We start from the raw sequence: 17529 nt of genomic DNA, 5'->3' as shown, positions 1-17529 counted from the left end.
CATTTTATCTCCGTTCTTAATATGTTTAGGCGGCCCGTGTCTGGCCACTAAATCAATATCAGCCTGACCAGTCCCTCTTTCTCCGAGTCCGTGCAGGAATATCATGATGGGGTAGTCTTTACCCGAACTNGCATAATCTTCAGGCANATATTCTAAATACCAGGTTCCACCAGCAGTTTGTCTGGTNGTCTGATTGGCTACATCCTGACCAAATACATTGGTAGTAAGCAATAATATTGTGAGTAAACTAAAACAATAATACCTTGCAAATACCTTCAATAAACTCAAGTGTTTTGAAAACAAATAGAAGTTGTAAGTTAGCAACATGTAAATTGGAGTTATTCTATTTGATATATAATTTTACTACTGTGACGTGTCTGCAAAGGTTTACGCTGTCCAATTGCTGTATATAAGCCTTTAAAAAGCCTTAAAATTAAAGTTTCTGTGATAAAAACTTAATTATTTGTCATTAAATGTTTGAATCACAGACACAAAATTTCATATAATCTTATAGCGGTTTATCAATTTCCGTGCTGTACTTGTTAATATTTCTTAAATATGAATAAAAGTTTATACTATCCCCTGAAAAAAATCCTCATCTACTCTTCAGTTTTGGTGGGTTGAGTATAATAAATTATTATCTTGTCTGATCTACTGTTTCTAGCTCTGATTTCATTACTTTCTTTTTGGGAGGTTCATATAAAAAGTCCATATGAAACTTTTCAGTGATTTTAAAAATGAGAATAGGAACCAATACCCCAAGTATTATTACAAGAATCGCTGAAAAAGTAGCTGCGTTTTCACCAAATAATTTAAGAAAAACAGCCCTGGATGCTCCGGTTACGATTAAATGCATTACATAAATATAGAGGGAATAACTCCCTATGTGGCGAAGAACAGGAAGTAAATTTTTCTTATCTAATAAAAATGAAATATGGAGAACAAGCATAGCTCCTACTATGGCTATTGGTAGAAAGAGGAACCGGTCAATTCCTGTAAGATCTGTGAACCAAACGAGCCCTTTGTGGTGTGTATACCAATACCACTGTCCTATTAGCACTATAGGTACTAGTATCAATAGTAATTTGGGTGAAGTTAAAAGGTCTTGTAATTTTTCGTCAAGTAATTTTTTGGATAAAAGAATACCTGTTACCAAAAAAATAGAATAAAAAAGAATATCATTTATGCAGAAAAGATCAGTTTTGATGTAAAATGAAACAAAGTACAAACCTAGACTCAGAACGAATAAAGTTAATTTATTCACTCCAACAAAAGATTTAAGCACAGCATATGCCATCACTACGGCAAAGAGGGTGTAAAGAAACCAAAAAGGATCGATTAATCTGGGATAATAAAGCAGATATAAAACATCCGAAAATTCTTTTTGGCTATTGGTATAGTTAGACGCAACAATTTGAATTAGAATCTGGATAATTCCCCAAACAAAAAAGGGATATATAATTGTGCTGGCTTTGTATTTTAAGAATTTGGAAAACCCACGCCTTTTAAGACTGCGCTCTATAAAAATTCCTGAAAGCATAAAAAAAAGAGGCATTCTGAGGTTATAGATCATTTCTTGAAAATCAAATAAGTAACTATGTATCTCTACCTTTGAAGATATAAAACCTACTACTGCGTGTTTATACACTACAAGGATAATGGCAATTCCTCTAGCGTAATCTATCCAGCCAAGTCTATTTTTTTTCTTTGGTTTTGAAACCACATTTTCCATTTTATTAAACTTTATTGGGTTATCAATTCAAACTTGTCTATTACCATTTCAAACATCTTTTTTTGACCTATTACACTAAGGTGTCCATGGTCAATGTAATTTGCATAATCGCCAGTAAAATAATCAAATTCACCTTTGTTAAAATCGATGGTCCGTACACCATGTTCTTCAAATATTGCCCGAATTTTTCTTTGAAATTTTTGGTAATTAACTTCATTATTTGTGTAAATCTCCTTTGGTATTGGATGAAAATAGCCCATACATGAAAGTTTATTTTGCTTTATAAATTGAAGCGTTGTTTTCAATGAAGCTAATGCTTTTTCATCAACTGTAATCACCTCATCCTTATGAAGTAAAGCTTCCTCCTGTATTTTTTTTTGTACATCTTCTACTCTCAAAAAAGAATTGTAGTTGTTGAACCCGTGTTGATCAATATCATCTCTTGATATCATCCTTTTAAGAGAAGCAAAAGGTATTATTTTTAACAGGTAGGCCCTATATAGATCCAAAGAACCAAAAGCCTCCAAATAAGGATCTTTTCCCTTTGTTTCCAATTCCTTATATGAATCAGTTAAATAAGGGTGAAGACAGATAATTATGTTTCTGCATCCCTTTTCTATACTGTTTCTGACGATAGGGTCAAGTTCATTGATTTTAGCCCCCATCATACTTGCGTTATAAATCGAAAGTTTCTTGTCTGAAAAATAAGAAACATTGATATTATCAGAGAGGGATGGACCAATTAAAACTGTATTATAATTAGCAGGAATATAGTTTTTGGAAAGCAGTAATTTACTTTTCCTTTCATTATAATACACTTTTTTACTTGCCCCATTTACATCACCATATAATCCATAAATATTCACAGTATAGTTAAGAGTAAAAACCAATAATAGCGAGCCAAAAGCAGCTATTAAAAACCAATAAAAAAAGGAAACATTACTCATTTTCATAGGTTTGTTTGAGAAATCTAGAAATCAAAGTATAGAAATTCTTGTTTCACCACCGAATTCATATAAGTGATGTTTAAAATGACAAGAGTAACCATAGTAAATAGATACAAGACTGAAGGCTTGAACTTTTCACTCCATTGAAATGTATTAGGCATAAATAGCAATAGGCAACCTATTAACCAAACGGGTATGTCATAAAGAGAACCAATCAAGTTAAATGTGACGGCTCCTTTTTCATAACTAAACATTTTAGATAAAATTTCTGTAGCATCTCCCCATGAACTTGCCCTAAAAAATACCCAAGCCAAATTTACAAATAGGAAAGTGATTACTACACCTGCTAATTTGGGGAGTTTGAAACGCAATCTATTATAAAATCTGTGCACTACTAATGCAAGTCCGTGAAGCGCACCCCACACAACAAAATTCCATCCTGCACCATGCCATATACCTCCAATAACAAAGGTCATAAACAGGTTAAAATAAGTCCTTCCCTCTCCTTTTCTGTTTCCCCCCAAAGGGATATATACATAATCTCTAAGAAAACTACCTAATGTGATATGCCACCTCCTCCAAAACTCCTGAATGTTTTTTGATTTATAAGGAGACCAAAAGTTTATAGGAATATGAATATTAAAAAGTAAGCCCAAACCAATGGCCATGTCGGAATATCCACTGAAATCAAAATATAACTGGACGGAATATGCTAATGAAGTTATCCAGGCCTCCAAGCTACTCAGCAATGATATATTGGCATATCCATTGTTGGCAATCACTCCGAAAGTATCGGCAATTACAAGTTTTTTGCTGAGACCTAATATGAATATAAAAAGGCCTTTATTAATATTTTCAGGCTTTATATTATAGGTTGATTCCTCTTTAAATTGGGGCATCATCTCAGCATGGTGTACGATTGGCCCTGCTATTAACTGAGGAAAAAATGAAACAAACACACCATAGTTTATAAAATTGTATTTTTCTATTTTGTATTTATAATTATCTACCAAAAATGCGATTTGCTGGAAGGTAAAAAAACTAATGCCTAAAGGAAGCGCTAAGTGAAGTAAAGGGTAATTTTCACCAAGAATTGTATTCACATTGCTGACAAAAAAATCAGCATACTTATAGTAAAATAAAAGACTCACATTCGAGATCACTCCAAGGGCTAAAAAAGCTTTGCGTGTGAAGGTATGAGTACCTTTTAAAATAGCTTTTCCTACAAAAAAATTAAAAACAATAGAACCAACTATAAGTAGAACGTAAGCAGGATTCCACCACCCATAAAAAAATATAGAGGCAAGCAATAGCCATATCCTTGACAAGTCGTTCCTAAATTTTGAAAACCAAAAGTAAAGGATTAGAGTAATTGGCAGAAAGAATACAACAAATTCGGTGGAATTAAAAAGCATACTACATTTTCTAAAAGGATCTTTAGTCGATTTCTACTTGCTCATAAATTTTTGAGACAGAGTTCTCCCAAGTATGTGCATTGGCAAATAACTTCCTGTTGTTTTCGAGTATTTCATTGTTTTCTATTAAAGCCTGCGCTATTTTTTTACTAAAATCCTGATAACTATCTGCTAAATATACATACTCCTCAAAAGGAGCCATAGCAAGTGTTTTTATTGCGACCACCGGCTTGCCTACAGCCAAATACTCGTCTATCTTTCTTGGATAATTACCTTGAGTCATCTCATTAATGACTTGTGGATTAATGCAAACATCACACGCTTTTATGTACATTGGTACTTCCTCAGGAGGGACTTTACCTTTAAAAAATACATTATTCAATTGATGAAGAGAACTTTCCTTAAACCTATCATCTTCCGGTCCTACAAAAACAAAATTCCACTTTGGATTTTCAGAGGCTACTTTTTCTAAGAGAGCAATATCTACTCTTTCAGCAGTTATATTCCCAATATATCCAATTATTGGGCTCTGAATATGCTCCAACAAGTCACTCTTTTCAGGTAAATCCAGGAAAATATCCTTATCAAAACCTTGACCAATGTAGTAAGATTTTTGGGTGTATTTTTTAGCATAATCAGCTAAATATGCTGAGTTGGCGAATACAAAATCTGCCATCTCCATTATCCTTTTTTCTAACCTTTTTCCATGTCTTTGAAAGTAGGACTGCGTAAGAAGGTTATCTCTTATATAGTAAATAAGGTTTTTATACGGATAGTGCTTAGCATAAAATCCACCCCTAAGAAAATCATTATCAATAAAAAGCATTGGCTCTTTCATCTCCAAATGATCCACAACTCCTGCTATTTCTTTTGCCCATGCCTTCCCATTTTTATCTGCAATAAAATCATATGCACTATCGCTTTTCAACCAATTAATTGAGCCAAATACCATCTTCGGAGTATATACCCAAAAACTGGAGGACAGTTTTATTAACTGCCCTCTTTTACTTTTCTTTATTTGACCTAATTTCTCTTTTAACACAGTCTTCCTATCATAGGCCCGATTAACGAAAAGTACTCTATGTTTTTTCGAAAATTCTTGTGCAATATCCTTGCAGTTACTTCCAATATCGATATCCCAGGATTGTAGACCTGTGATAATTATATCTTTCATATGAGATTTGATAGAGATTTAATCATTTATTTGGTTTCTTTTGACAAAACCTGCTTCATTAGATTTTTTTTAAAAAGATAAGAGTAAAAAACTCCTACCTGCTTGAAAACACTTATTGTGCTCACTCCAAACTCTCTTTTTAATATTATCTGAGTGATTATAAGTGCTATTATCAAGGTAATCAGCAAACCATAAGCAGCTCCTAAAAGTCCAAAGGCTTTAACTGAAAAATATACAATTATTAAGTTGAACAGGGCAAGTAGCAAATTGACAATAAAGTTGATTTTAGGTTTGCCACTTGCATCCATCACTGTTCCAAATTGCTTTTGAAACGGCAATAAAAGGCTATAAATAACAGCTATCCGCAATACGGGAACAGCATCCAGGTATTTAGCTCCTGCTATTATCCGTATAATTAAATCCGGGAAAATAAGGATAAATAAGCACATAGGTATCAATACCGCTAATATTCCTCCAGTAGTTTGCTCATAGAGCTTGGCAACCTCCTTATTTCCATTAGTTGATTTCTGAACACTTTTAGGGAAAAGTGCCTCTGCAACAGCCTTGGAAGGCATATCTAACAAATTAGAAATTCGAACTGAAGTATTGTATAATGCTACTGCTTGGGTTGAAACCAGGGATGCCAATAAAAAATGGTCAATAGTTCGAAGCGCTTGTGAACTCACATTGGTGGCCAATACAAATCTTCCATATTTCCATTGATCAGCAATCCATCTAGTCGAAAACTCGAATTTTTTTAAGAAAAATTTTCTTGCTGAAATAACACCAACTACTGTTGCAACGGCTACTGCTACTGATTGAAGTAAGACTAGTTTATAAAGCGAAGGGTCTTTAAAAATGAAAACGAACAAAACAATAAAAAGAAAGTAAAAGCCCTGTTTTACAAAATAAATCAGGAAAATACCTTTAAAATAAAGATTGGCTTGTTGAATATATTCTGCATGAGAAAAAAATATTGAAACGATAGCAGTAACCGCATATACGTAAAGCATTTTTGCAAGCTGGGGTGTCTCCCAATAAATACTTAAGGGCTTAGCTCCTATAAATATTAATGCCACAAAAAGCAATGTATAGATTAAACTCAGTACCAAAGCTGTACTTTGTATCCTTGAGTTATCCTCCTTTGGGGATATATTTATAAACCTAATCAATGCATTCTTAATTAGGCCATCCCGAGTAACTTCAAAAATAGTAATGATTGTAAAGAAAAGTGCATAAATCCCCATTTCGGTTTTACTAAGAACTCGCACCAATATCAAGAAAGCACCGATTCCCACCAACATGACCGAAAGTCTTTGGGCAAGAGTAAAAAACACAGAGCTAATCCAATAAGAAAGGGGTTTCTTTGAGACTTTTGACATAAATTATTTTTTTGCCCAAACTGTATTGAATCCACAAGTAAAATAGTGTGGTAATAGATCAGCTGTTTTGCAATCGAGTTGCTGTAATTTTAAGGACCTTTTAATAAAAAATGAGAAGGGAAAAACATCTCCTACAAAATTAGCTTTACCAAAAGTCAACAGTTCAAAACCTTTTTCTTTTGATAGATCTTTTAAATTTCTCTTAGTGAAAAAATGAATATGTGTCAGGTCGTCTGCATCTGATTGTTCGGTTTTTCCATCGTAGCCTAACAATCCCTTCCCCTTTCTTACCATACCCCAAACAAAAGGCGCTTTAGATTGCATCCATTGCATTGGTTTGGTTATTAATACTTCTCTAGGGCCTCTTCCGTTTGGTACGGTTACTATCAATATTCCTTTTTCTGCAATCAATTCTCGCAATGTTTCCAGCATATTCCCTGGTTCATGCAAGTGCTCTAGTACTTCACTGCAAATTACCACATCATATTTCTGATTCTGAATACTTAATTCCTCTGCATCAGCTACTTCAAATGAAACATTTGGAAGGGTATTTTTAGCTTTTGCCTTGCTAATAGCTTTTTCACTAATATCAATGCCTTTTACATTATACCCCAACTGACCTAATTGCATACTGATCAATCCATTACCACAACCTACATCTAATACTTTGCTCTCTCCTGAAGTATGTAATTCGATTGACTTGGCTATAAAGTCTAACCTTTTAATATCTACAGCTTTCGAATAGCTGATTTTCGATGGTATTATATTTTCTGTCATATAAAAACTTCGTCATAAATATTCAAAACCTCTCTTGCAGTATTTGTCCAATTAAATTTACTTGCTCTTTCAAGACCTTTTTTCTTTTTTTCTATATATAATTCATAATCATCTAAATAAGAGAAAATACAATCTGCTATCTGAAAGTGATCAAGTGGATCTGAAAGTAAAGCCGCTCCTCCAGCAATTTCGGGCATAGAGGATGTAGAAGATGTAATTACAGGAGTTCCACAGGCCATTCCTTCTAATATTGGCATTCCAAAACTTTCCCTTAAAGATGGATATAAAAAAATAGTGGCCAAGTTATAGATATATGGTATTTCGCTAAAAGGTACGTAATCCAATATCTTAATAAAAGGTTTGACTTCCATTGCATTGATAGCTCTGAGCATATCATCAATGTGCTGTTCAGAACAATCTGTGATCACCAATGAAATGCCTTTATACTTCGAATGTCTTGTGATTTCAGCAAAAGCTTTTAAAGCTCCTATGGTATTCTTTTTGGGAGCTGTATTTCCAAAATGTAAAATAAATTTTTCAGGCAGGTCATACTTTACTTTCGTTGTTTGTAAAGTTTGTTCGCCATATTTTTTAAAAGAAGAGTTTATCGCATTATAAACAACTTTTATTTTTTCTGAACTAATACTTAACGCTTCAGAAATTTGTTCTTTTTCAAATTGAGATACAGTTAATATATAAGAACAATTATCCACCACTTTAGGCACTACAAACCTGCGGTATAAATTACCAAAGTTTTGATAATTACTTCCAGAAAAGGATACTGACTCCAGATAAATAATATCATGTAAAGTAAGCACAAGCTTATTTCTAAGAAACAAGGGAGCTGTATTTGCAGTGCAATGAAGCAAATCAATGTCAAATGCTTTTATGGCTTTTCTTAGTGAAAATTGTTCCCACATTGGATAGGAAGCTGAAGGGAGTTTTACTAGCTTACATGATTCAGTAGAAGAAATACAGATGTCTTCATCCTCTTTCACAAAAACTATAATTTCATGATTGAGACTAAGTTTTTGGATTTCTCGTATAGTTTCCAGAGCTACCACTTCCATCCCATGCTTCCGCTTTCTAAATAATCTTTGTGCTTCTATACCTATCCTCATGTGCTCATGATTTTATAGTTTGTCAAATTCCACCAAACTCCTTTCCAGAGGCTTTTTAGATGGTCAAAATGTCTTTTCATTATAAAAACAAGGGTGTTTTTAGGTAAGGTGGCAAAATAGAAGAAAATGTAAAAAAGAAGTAAAGTCCTTTTTTTAGAATTTCGTCTCATAAAAAGTATCCTGTTTCGGGTATGGTAATATGTTTTTAAAGGAGTATTTTTCCCTGTGGACATAGACTCCTTGTGATACACAATAGCATTTCCTTGATACATGATTTTATAACCAGCTCGCTTTATTTGCTCAGACCAATCCCATTCCTCATAATACAGAAAATAAAGCTCTGGCATTAAGCCTACTTCTTCTATTATTTTTCGGCTTATCATCATGGTACAACCATGTGCACCATTAGTCTCCTTAAGATAATTATATTGTCCTAAATCTTTTTCCAAACCGCCAACGGCAGTAGTTCTCCCCGTAACCGGATGTATGGGATTAAATCCAGCATACTGAATAGTATCTGGGTGATGATAGAACAAAATTTTAGGACTTACTGCACCGATTTTTTTATTTTCATAAAAGGGTTCTAGTAACTTTTCAAATAAGGTTTCGGTAATTTCAGTATCGTTATTAATAAGTAAAATATATTCTCCTTTAGCGATATTTATTCCTGTATTATTTCCTCCAGCAAAACCTAAATTTTCAGCATTGACCAGAACCATCACATCAGGATACAATTCCTGGATAATTTTGGTTGGATTGACCTTTGAATTGTTATCTACAACTATGACTTCAAAGTTGGAATAATTCGAACATTTCAGGGAGGCCAAAAATTCCAGAGTAACTTCAACTTGATTATAATTGATCGTAATAATAGAAATAAGAGGGCGATATGTAGCGGTATCAGAACTCATAATACCGCACTATTGTCTACTTCTGTATTGGTATGCACTGTATGAATAAATTTTTTATTGGCCCCCCTAATTTTCAATAAGGATAAGAACATAATGAAAAAAGCCTGAGGCAACTTTAGTAATGCAAGCAATGTCTTTTTGGTGTACATCCTTTTAGGAAGAGAAATTAAAAGTGAAATGCCATAAATCAGCAATAAACCCCACCATAAGACCACAATATTGTAAGAGGCAAAAAGAGTATGTACTAAAGTAAGAATACATAATGCTCCTAAAGTCAATACTCTTGAAAGAAAAACATTCACTAAAATGGCAAGATTAAAATAGCTCACATTTCCTTTGAAGAGTTCAGAAAAACCAGGTATAAAATGTCTCTTAAGGTAAATAAACTGTGTGGAAAGCCAGCGTCTCCTCTGATTACCAAAAGAAGATGCTTTTTCTATTTTCTCATCATATGTAATTGCATCTTCAATATACAATATATGATGACCTTTCTTTATCAAACTAAGTTGAAGTTCTTTATCAAATCCTCCTATTGCTTCAATTTTTCCTAATTCCTTCTTAAGTAAAGCATAATCAAACGCCATCCCGGAGCCTATCAGTGCAGAGGAAAGACCTAAAGCATTTGCGCCTCTACGAAAGATATGGTTATTAATGGCTTCACTTGCTCCATCCAATATAGCAAACGAAGTATTTAGATTTTTGGCCACCCTGCATCCCTGAATTACAGTGTATCCATTTTGATAAGCATTATTTATTTTCGATAAGAAATCTTTTTCAAAAATATTATCAGCATCGCTGATCACAGCAATATCATATTGCCCTTCAAATAGCTCCAAAGCATAATTTAATGATTTGGCTTTTGTGCTTTCTTCCCAGGCTACCTCCACTACTTTAATAGGAAGCTTATTTAACTTTTCAATTGTCTTTTTTTGAAAAGAATCAGCAATTATAATTACATCATACAGGTCTGTGGGGTAATTAGAAACCAATAGTTGGTTGGCAATGGAAGGCATGATAGCATCTTCCTTATAAGCGGGAACAAAAACAGCAATCCTTGCGCGTAAATGAGTTTTATCGATTTTAACGCGATAGTTTATTCGACCAAGAATAGTAAAAATCCAAACATATAAAACAGAACATGAAAAATAAATAAGAAGTACAATAGAAATTAATTCCATTTTTTGGGATATATAATTTATTCCTTTTTAGTATTTTTTTAAAACACTGTTTATTAAATAAGTAGATGTTTAACTGGATTATGGTCAATTAAACATCTACTTAATAAGGTAAATTTATTAGAGTTTTATTAAATCTTCATTACTATTCTTTTATCAATTTATATACCTGGCTACCCATTTCCAGGCTTTCAATTTCCATAAAGTATATTCCTGAAGAAATTAAATTTTCTCCAACATCTAGTGAGAGATCATGCATCCCATTTTCTAATTCTATTTTTTCCTTACTGAAAATAAGTTTACCTGTAATATCTCTTATATTAATATTTAGTCTATCAACAGCATGTAATTCCATTGAAACTGATATTTTATCAGTAAATGGATTAGGATAGATCATATTAACCTGACTCTTAAAATTATTATTGAAGTTTTGATCTGCTGCGTTAGAATCTTTAACTGCTAAAGATGATGATGCGTTTCTTGCATTGCTTCCTCCATTAATTTGAGGTTGAGGATAAGCCTGCAAAATAAGACCACCAATATAACCAAATGAGGAACCAGGAGAGGTAGCAACAGTCACTACTACTTCACCATTTCCATCGGGTCTTACACCGTTAATTTGTACAGTATTTGAGGTATTATACGAAGCATTTAAGGTAGCCTTTTTATCATCTATAATATAATCTGTCGAACGATTACCGCTACCATTTCGGCTTGCAAAAAAGACAAAATTATAGGAAAAAGCTAAATTAAGTCCGGAAATCTTAAACTGAGCCGCTTTATTAGGGTCCATCCAATAAGTACTTCTCATAACATTATCAGGTACAATCCCTGAATCATCACCTGTTACCATTCCGAAAGGATTTGTACCATCAAATCCAAAAGAAAATTCATCAAAATCAGGATTACTTTCTACAAGTTCAATAGAAATTCCTGTATTATTTAAACCATCATTAAGCAAGTTATTTAATGTTATACCTGGAAAAGGGTCAGAATTAAAATTATTCCAGGGTTCACCTGCTGGGTTCTCAGCGTTAAAATTCACACTTACTGTAAAGGAAATGGTAGATGCACCTGCAATTTCTGTAAAACTAGAGTTTCCAAAGGCATTAATAGCCCTGACTTTATAATAAAAGGTACTATTAGTGGCTACTACATCACTATAATTTGTAACATTTGAGCCAGTTGTATGTAATAAACTAAAGCTACCATCAGCTGAACTGGATCTCCAGATTTCAAACCCCGTTTCGTTATCTGAATTATCTACCCAACCTAAGTCAATTTTTGAATTAGAGACACCAGCAGAAACCATATCAGTTGGTGCAAGAGGGAGTCCATTGTCATCGTAAGATTGAATAATTAAAGCATTAATATAACCATAACTAGCACCATTAGCTTTACGCATATTAATGGTTATCTCGTCTGAATTATTTGGAGAAACTCCATTAATCTGTACTGTATTAGTAGAATTATATGAAGCATTTAAAGAAACTGATTCACTACCAATACTATAAACAGTTGTTCTATCACCGCCACCATCTCTACTCGCAAAGAAAATAAAATTATATTTTTTATCAGAGGATAAGTTTGAAAGGCGAATTCGCTTATTATTAGTTGTACTTTCCCAATATGCTGTTTTAATTACGTTATCAGGGTAAACTCCAGAATTATTCCCTGTATTTATACCTAGTGAATTGTCACCAGACCAACCGTCCAGAAGCGTTAAATTAATTCCTGTCCCTGTATTAGATTCATCTTGAAGGTTATTGATAGAACGACCTGAAGTTGGTGCACCAGCTGTATTATTCCAAGGAGAACTTTCGTTAAAATCATTATTAAAGTTTACAAAAATAGAGACTAGTTCACTGCTACTGATATTTATAGAAATATTTTCCGAATCAATACTTCCATTATTATCCTCAACTGAAATAATGATATCCTCATAAGTTCCCGCATCTGTACTGGTAGGGTTAATAATTAAATCTCCACTCCCATTTCCATTATCAACAAAAGTCACAAAGCTCGGTAAATTTGTAGCCGATAAGGTTAATATATCTGCAGGATCACCATCTGAAGCAGTTATGTTTATAGTTGTGGTCTCTTCCGTTTTGGCAGAAATGGCTCCAATTGGACTTAGCACCGGAGACGCATTTGGTGTAGTAACGCTGACTGCCTCAGAAAAATCAGAAATACCATTGTCATTAAAAGCCTTAATTTTATAAAAGTATGTTGTACTTCCAGAAACAGTATTATCAGTGTAAGAAGTGACATCACTGGCTGTACCACCTGGATTTAGTAAATCAAATGGTCCCGATTCACCAATGGATCGATAGATTTCATAGCCCTTTTCATTATAGGCTGCATCTAACCATGATAATTCAACTGTCTCACCGGTCACTGAAGAAATTGAGAGGTTACGAGGTGGCACCGGAACTGTTCCATCATCATAATTCCCTTTAATTTCAAGCGCATTTAAATATAAATAAGCAGAACCATTAGCCCTGTTCAATGTGATATTTACTTCACCATTTATATCAGGAGATATACCCTTTAATTCTACAGTTTCTGCGCTATTGCGAGAGGCATTTAAAGTTACACTTTCATTATTAATTGTATAAACTGTATTTCTATTAGTAGTACTCCCTTCATTTCTACTACCAAAAAACACAAAATCATAAGTTAATGCATTATCTAGACCGTAGACTGTTATCGTTTCGGTTTTATTTGACCAATAAGCCGTCCGCATCACATTTGCGGGATAAATCCCGTTATTACTTGTTGATCCTAAGGTATTGGTCCCAAAATCAGAAGTAATTACTCCTATAGATGTGGTATTTCCTTGATCATCAACTAAGTTTCCGAAGTTGTCCCCATTTACAGGATCCTTATGCGTATTATTCCATGGAGAGGAGGCATTATATTCAGGTCCATTAAAATTCAGAAAAATAGAATAACCCACAGGAGTATCTTCCACAATAATATTAATCGTTTCACTATCTTCGCCTCCTTTTCCATCCGAAACTGAAACTCTTATTGTATAAGTTCCTAAATCTGACAGACCTGGCTCCAATAATAAATCAGCTTCACCATTATTCCCGGTTGTTAAGCTGGCAAAGGGAGGAAGACCTTCAGTATCCCATGTTAAAATATCACTATTATTTTGGTCTGTGGCTGTTAGAGGGATACTTAAAGTATTTCCTTCACTAATGGTTTGATTTCCAACCTGATTAAGTACCGGCTGATAATTGTCATCAACTATTAAGCTGAATGAAAAACTTGTTAAACCTCCGTTTTGATCGTCTACAATAATGGTTATATTATTATAAGTACCTTGCTGTAACTCGGTGGGGTTAAATACCAACTGCCCGGTACCATCACCATAATCAAATAACTCTCCAAATGATGGTAGATTTTGAGTACTATAAATTAAAGCATTTCCATCAATATCTTCTGCATATAAGTTTAGCTCTAACGATGTATTAAACCTCATAGACTGATCCGAAATAACAGTAAGTTCAGGAATGTTATTCAAAGTACGGCTCATTACCTCTTCTGATTCTGAACTTCCACCCACATTTACAGAGACTACTTTATAATAGTAGTCTAATCCACTAAATAAATCTTCATCAATGAATGATGTGGTATTCGCTGGTAAACTCCTGTATAATAAAAAGTTAGTATTATTATTTGTAGATCTATAAATTTCAAACTCTTGTTCATCAGCACTGTTATCTGTCCAATCAATTTTTATTGAACTATTAGTCAACGCTGTGGCTAAAACATTAGAAGGGGCAGCAGGAGCTGGTGGCAAAATGAATGTCGTAGCATTTACATCAGGGTCTTTCAAAGCACTTTCAGGAATAAATTGCTTATTAATATTGGTACTTTGCCATCGTACCTCTAACCCGTAACCTCCACCTCCTTGTCTAAACCAAACTTTTATAGGATAATTTCCTGCCGTTAAATTAATCGTTCCATTCCTCTCGGTCATTCCCTGATTATAATCATTAAATACAACCTGAGTCCCATTTATAAATAATTCACTACCATCGTCCGACCTGGTATAGAAAGTATAGTCACCATCTTCAGGGATATTGATACTTCCTTCCCATTTAAAAGCAAAACTTGTATTTTGCTCTCTTGGAGAAAGACTAAAGTCGGTAGCAATTCCTGTTTTTACAGGTGTTGCCGATTCAAGTTGATCTAAATTGCTAAAATTTGATTCATAATAGGAATAATTCAACCCGCTATTAATCTCATCAGAAAACCCTGAATTGCCATAGTCTCCTAATGCTAATACCTTATAATAGTAAGTTGACTCTGCATCCAAACCATTATCACTATATGAAGTCACATTAGGTGATGTGATTGTTATAGGATAAAATGGACCTGCTGCATTACTGGCTCTATAAACCTGAAAACCCGTTTCATTAGAACTGTTATCCGTCCAGGTTAAATCAATTTGTTCATACGAAATAGCAATAGCGGTTAAATTAGTTGGGAATTCAGGAGGTAATCCAGGCATTTGAAAATCATCCTTTAATGCTGATGTAGGAATCAGTTCTTTAGTCATACCGGGCACCATCCATCTCACATTAAGCCCGTAGCCTCCACCACCTTGTCTCCAGGTTACTTTTATAGGGTAACTTCCCGAGGTTAACGTTATATTTCCGCTACGTTCTTTCATACCCTGATTGTAATCATTGAAAACTATCTGGGTACCATTTATAAATAACTCACTGCCATCATCAGATTCGGTATAAAAAGTATACTCTCCATCAACTGGAAGACTAATCATGCCCTCCCATTTAAAAGCTATATTCGTGTTTTGTTCCCTAGGACTTAAATCAAAATTATCACTTGTGCCTGTTTTTACAGGTGTGGCAGTTTCAAGTTGATCTAAATTTCCAAAGCTACCTTCATAATAAGAATAGGTTAATCCGGAATTAATAGCTACAGCTGTAACTTGATTACTGGCTGCGGATTCATTCCCGGTTACATCCCTGGCCTTAACCACAAAATTATAAACCTGACCTTCTACCAAATTATAAATTATAGCTGATGTACTTTCTGTTACAACAGCTTTTACACCATTTTGATAAATATCATATCGATTTATGCCAACATTATCTGTAGAAGCCTCCCATTGTAAAGTAATTGAATTATTATTTGTGGAAATGGCTTGAAGATTAAGAGGTGCGGTCGGAGCTTGGTTATCAACCTGAGTACGCACACTAACTTCTGTTGAAGTAGGTCCCGCAGCATTATCATTTACCGGACGGATAATATAATAATATTCCGTGTCAGGATTAAGGTCTTCATCTAAATAAGATAATTGATCAACATCAGTGATACCCACCAAAGTATAAGGACCTCCTGTAGATTCACTGCGATAAATTTCAAACCCTGTTTCATTATTAGTAGCATTAGGATTATCACTCCAGTTTAACTGGGCTGTTGTCTTTGAAGGGGCATAGGCTACTAAACCATTAATACCATCAGGGCCATTACTTCCATTAGCATCGACTACTAAAAAAGGATCTGAAAAATTACTTGAACAACCATTAAACTCACTAACAGATGCAATATATTCACCTGGAGTATTCACAACTAAAGTTCTCGATGTTCCGATTACAGAGTTATTACCTACCTTTTTCCATTGGTACGTTTCATATCCTTCAGGTAGCACTAAAGTTATTTCATTACTACCATCAGGAGAAGGAATGACTTTGCTTTCAAAACTATTCAATTGCTGAATAGGTGGGGTAACCGTAGGATCTTTTACCTTTATTTCTACAGGTGCTGGGGACCAATAAGACCATTGATTGCCTCGTTTAACTCTCGCATCATATACACCATATTCAGTTACATTAATTGTGTTTCCTGTAGCTCCAGAGATAACCACACCATCTTTTCGCCATTCATATCCATTAAAACCTGCAGTTAGCCCTATAGTAACATTAACAGCTTCCCCAGGACAAAATTCGCTTTGGCCATACAACACCCATGGATTAACTTTATTGGATCTATTCATAAAAGGGAAAAAATCACTTTCATTATAAGCCCTATTCCAGGTGCCATGACCCACACCATCATATATCGTGTATTTAACATCAGCTCCCAAGCCTAAAAGTGCATTAACTTGAGAGGTAGTTCTTTCAGGAGGAGGGTTATTATCTACACTACCTTGAAAAATCCACATTGGTGTAAACTTCAATGTATTCAAGACATTATTTTGATAAGAACTTGAAGCGCTCATAGGCAGGGCACTTGCTGCGAAAAGAGGATAATTAATAATCATTTCCCATACACCAATACCTCCTGATGACAGACCATGAACAAATACCCTATTGACATCCAAATTAATTTCTTGGGGCATTTTCTGGGTAACAAGTTCATTTATAACACTGTACAGATAATTATTCCACCATCCTCCTGTGTTCTGACCAAAAAGCAAGAAACCATCATATGTTCCATTATTGATAGCATCACGGTGTTTTTGAGCACCATGTATGAGTTGTCTTTCATTGTTAGTAATTTCACCTGCTTCTCCTCTACCATGAAACATTACAACAATAGGATATCCATCTGCCTTATTAGGATCATAGTTTTTGGGAAACATCAACCTAAAAGGCATGCCCTTGAAAATATACGGTTTAAAATCCTCAGTATCCCAATTAACAACCTGAGTTGCAACCCACTTTCCAATTTGCCCAAATGCTGGCTGAGATGGTACGGGATCTCCTTCTTCCCATCTAACTAAAGGATCATCGGGGTCAAGTACCTGAGCAGATAAATCTTTACTTAAAAAGAAAAATGGTAAAATAAAAAGTAATAATAGTAGGCGAAATTTTTTCATTTTTTTCGTATTTAGTGTGTGAACGACTTCCTAGGC

Annotated in this window: 10 protein-coding genes; all 10 read right to left on the bottom strand. The window is 34.3% G+C overall.

Translation table 11 applies throughout. The annotated features are described in order from the left end of the window. Window positions 1-637 precede the first annotated feature (637 nt). A complete protein-coding gene (locus A3EM_RS46275) occupies window positions 638-1732 on the bottom strand; it encodes an acyltransferase family protein (RefSeq protein ID WP_020531139.1) in 1095 nt (364 codons plus the stop codon). An 11-nt stretch (window positions 1733-1743) separates the two neighbouring features. Next, a complete protein-coding gene (locus A3EM_RS0125790) occupies window positions 1744-2598 on the bottom strand; it encodes an SGNH/GDSL hydrolase family protein (protein WP_157638088.1) in 855 nt (284 codons plus the stop codon). Between the two features lie 104 nt (window positions 2599-2702). Continuing rightward, window positions 2703-4007: an MBOAT family O-acyltransferase gene (locus A3EM_RS0125785; protein ID WP_245576550.1), complete on the bottom strand. Its 1305-nt coding sequence runs from the start codon at window positions 4005-4007 to the stop codon at window positions 2703-2705. Between the two features lie 109 nt (window positions 4008-4116). Continuing rightward, window positions 4117-5268: a glycosyltransferase gene (locus A3EM_RS0125780; protein WP_020531136.1), complete on the bottom strand. Its 1152-nt coding sequence runs from the start codon at window positions 5266-5268 to the stop codon at window positions 4117-4119. Between the two features lie 26 nt (window positions 5269-5294). Continuing rightward, window positions 5295-6650 (bottom strand): flippase, encoded by a 1356-nt coding sequence (locus A3EM_RS0125775; RefSeq protein ID WP_083925305.1) that lies wholly within the window; start codon window positions 6648-6650, stop codon window positions 5295-5297. A gap of 3 nt (window positions 6651-6653) precedes the next feature. Next, window positions 6654-7427, bottom strand: coding sequence for a class I SAM-dependent methyltransferase (locus A3EM_RS0125770; RefSeq protein WP_020531134.1), 774 nt, complete (start codon window positions 7425-7427; stop codon window positions 6654-6656). Next, window positions 7424-8497 carry a glycosyltransferase family 4 protein gene (locus tag A3EM_RS0125765; RefSeq protein WP_245576551.1) on the bottom strand — a complete coding sequence of 358 codons (1074 nt, stop codon included), beginning with the start codon at window positions 8495-8497 and terminating at the stop codon, window positions 7424-7426. The genes A3EM_RS0125770 and A3EM_RS0125765 overlap by 4 nt, the downstream gene beginning before the upstream one ends. A gap of 47 nt (window positions 8498-8544) precedes the next feature. Beyond that, window positions 8545-9459: a glycosyltransferase family 2 protein gene (locus A3EM_RS0125760; RefSeq protein ID WP_020531132.1), complete on the bottom strand. Its 915-nt coding sequence runs from the start codon at window positions 9457-9459 to the stop codon at window positions 8545-8547. Next, entirely contained in the window at window positions 9456-10637 is a 1182-nt protein-coding gene (locus A3EM_RS0125755) for a glycosyltransferase family 2 protein (protein ID WP_026210591.1), read from the bottom strand. Before A3EM_RS0125755 ends, A3EM_RS0125760 begins: the two co-directional genes overlap by 4 nt. A gap of 142 nt (window positions 10638-10779) precedes the next feature. Next, window positions 10780-17493 (bottom strand): PA14 domain-containing protein, encoded by a 6714-nt coding sequence (locus A3EM_RS0125750; protein ID WP_020531130.1) that lies wholly within the window; start codon window positions 17491-17493, stop codon window positions 10780-10782. Between the last annotated feature and the right edge of the window lie 36 nt (window positions 17494-17529).

It is taken from the genome of Flexithrix dorotheae DSM 6795, assembly GCF_000379765.1.
In the GTDB taxonomy this organism is placed as follows: domain Bacteria; phylum Bacteroidota; class Bacteroidia; order Cytophagales; family Flammeovirgaceae; genus Flexithrix; species Flexithrix dorotheae.
Note: the sequence above shows the minus strand (reverse complement) of the source record. Positions and strands in the feature narration are given on the sequence as shown.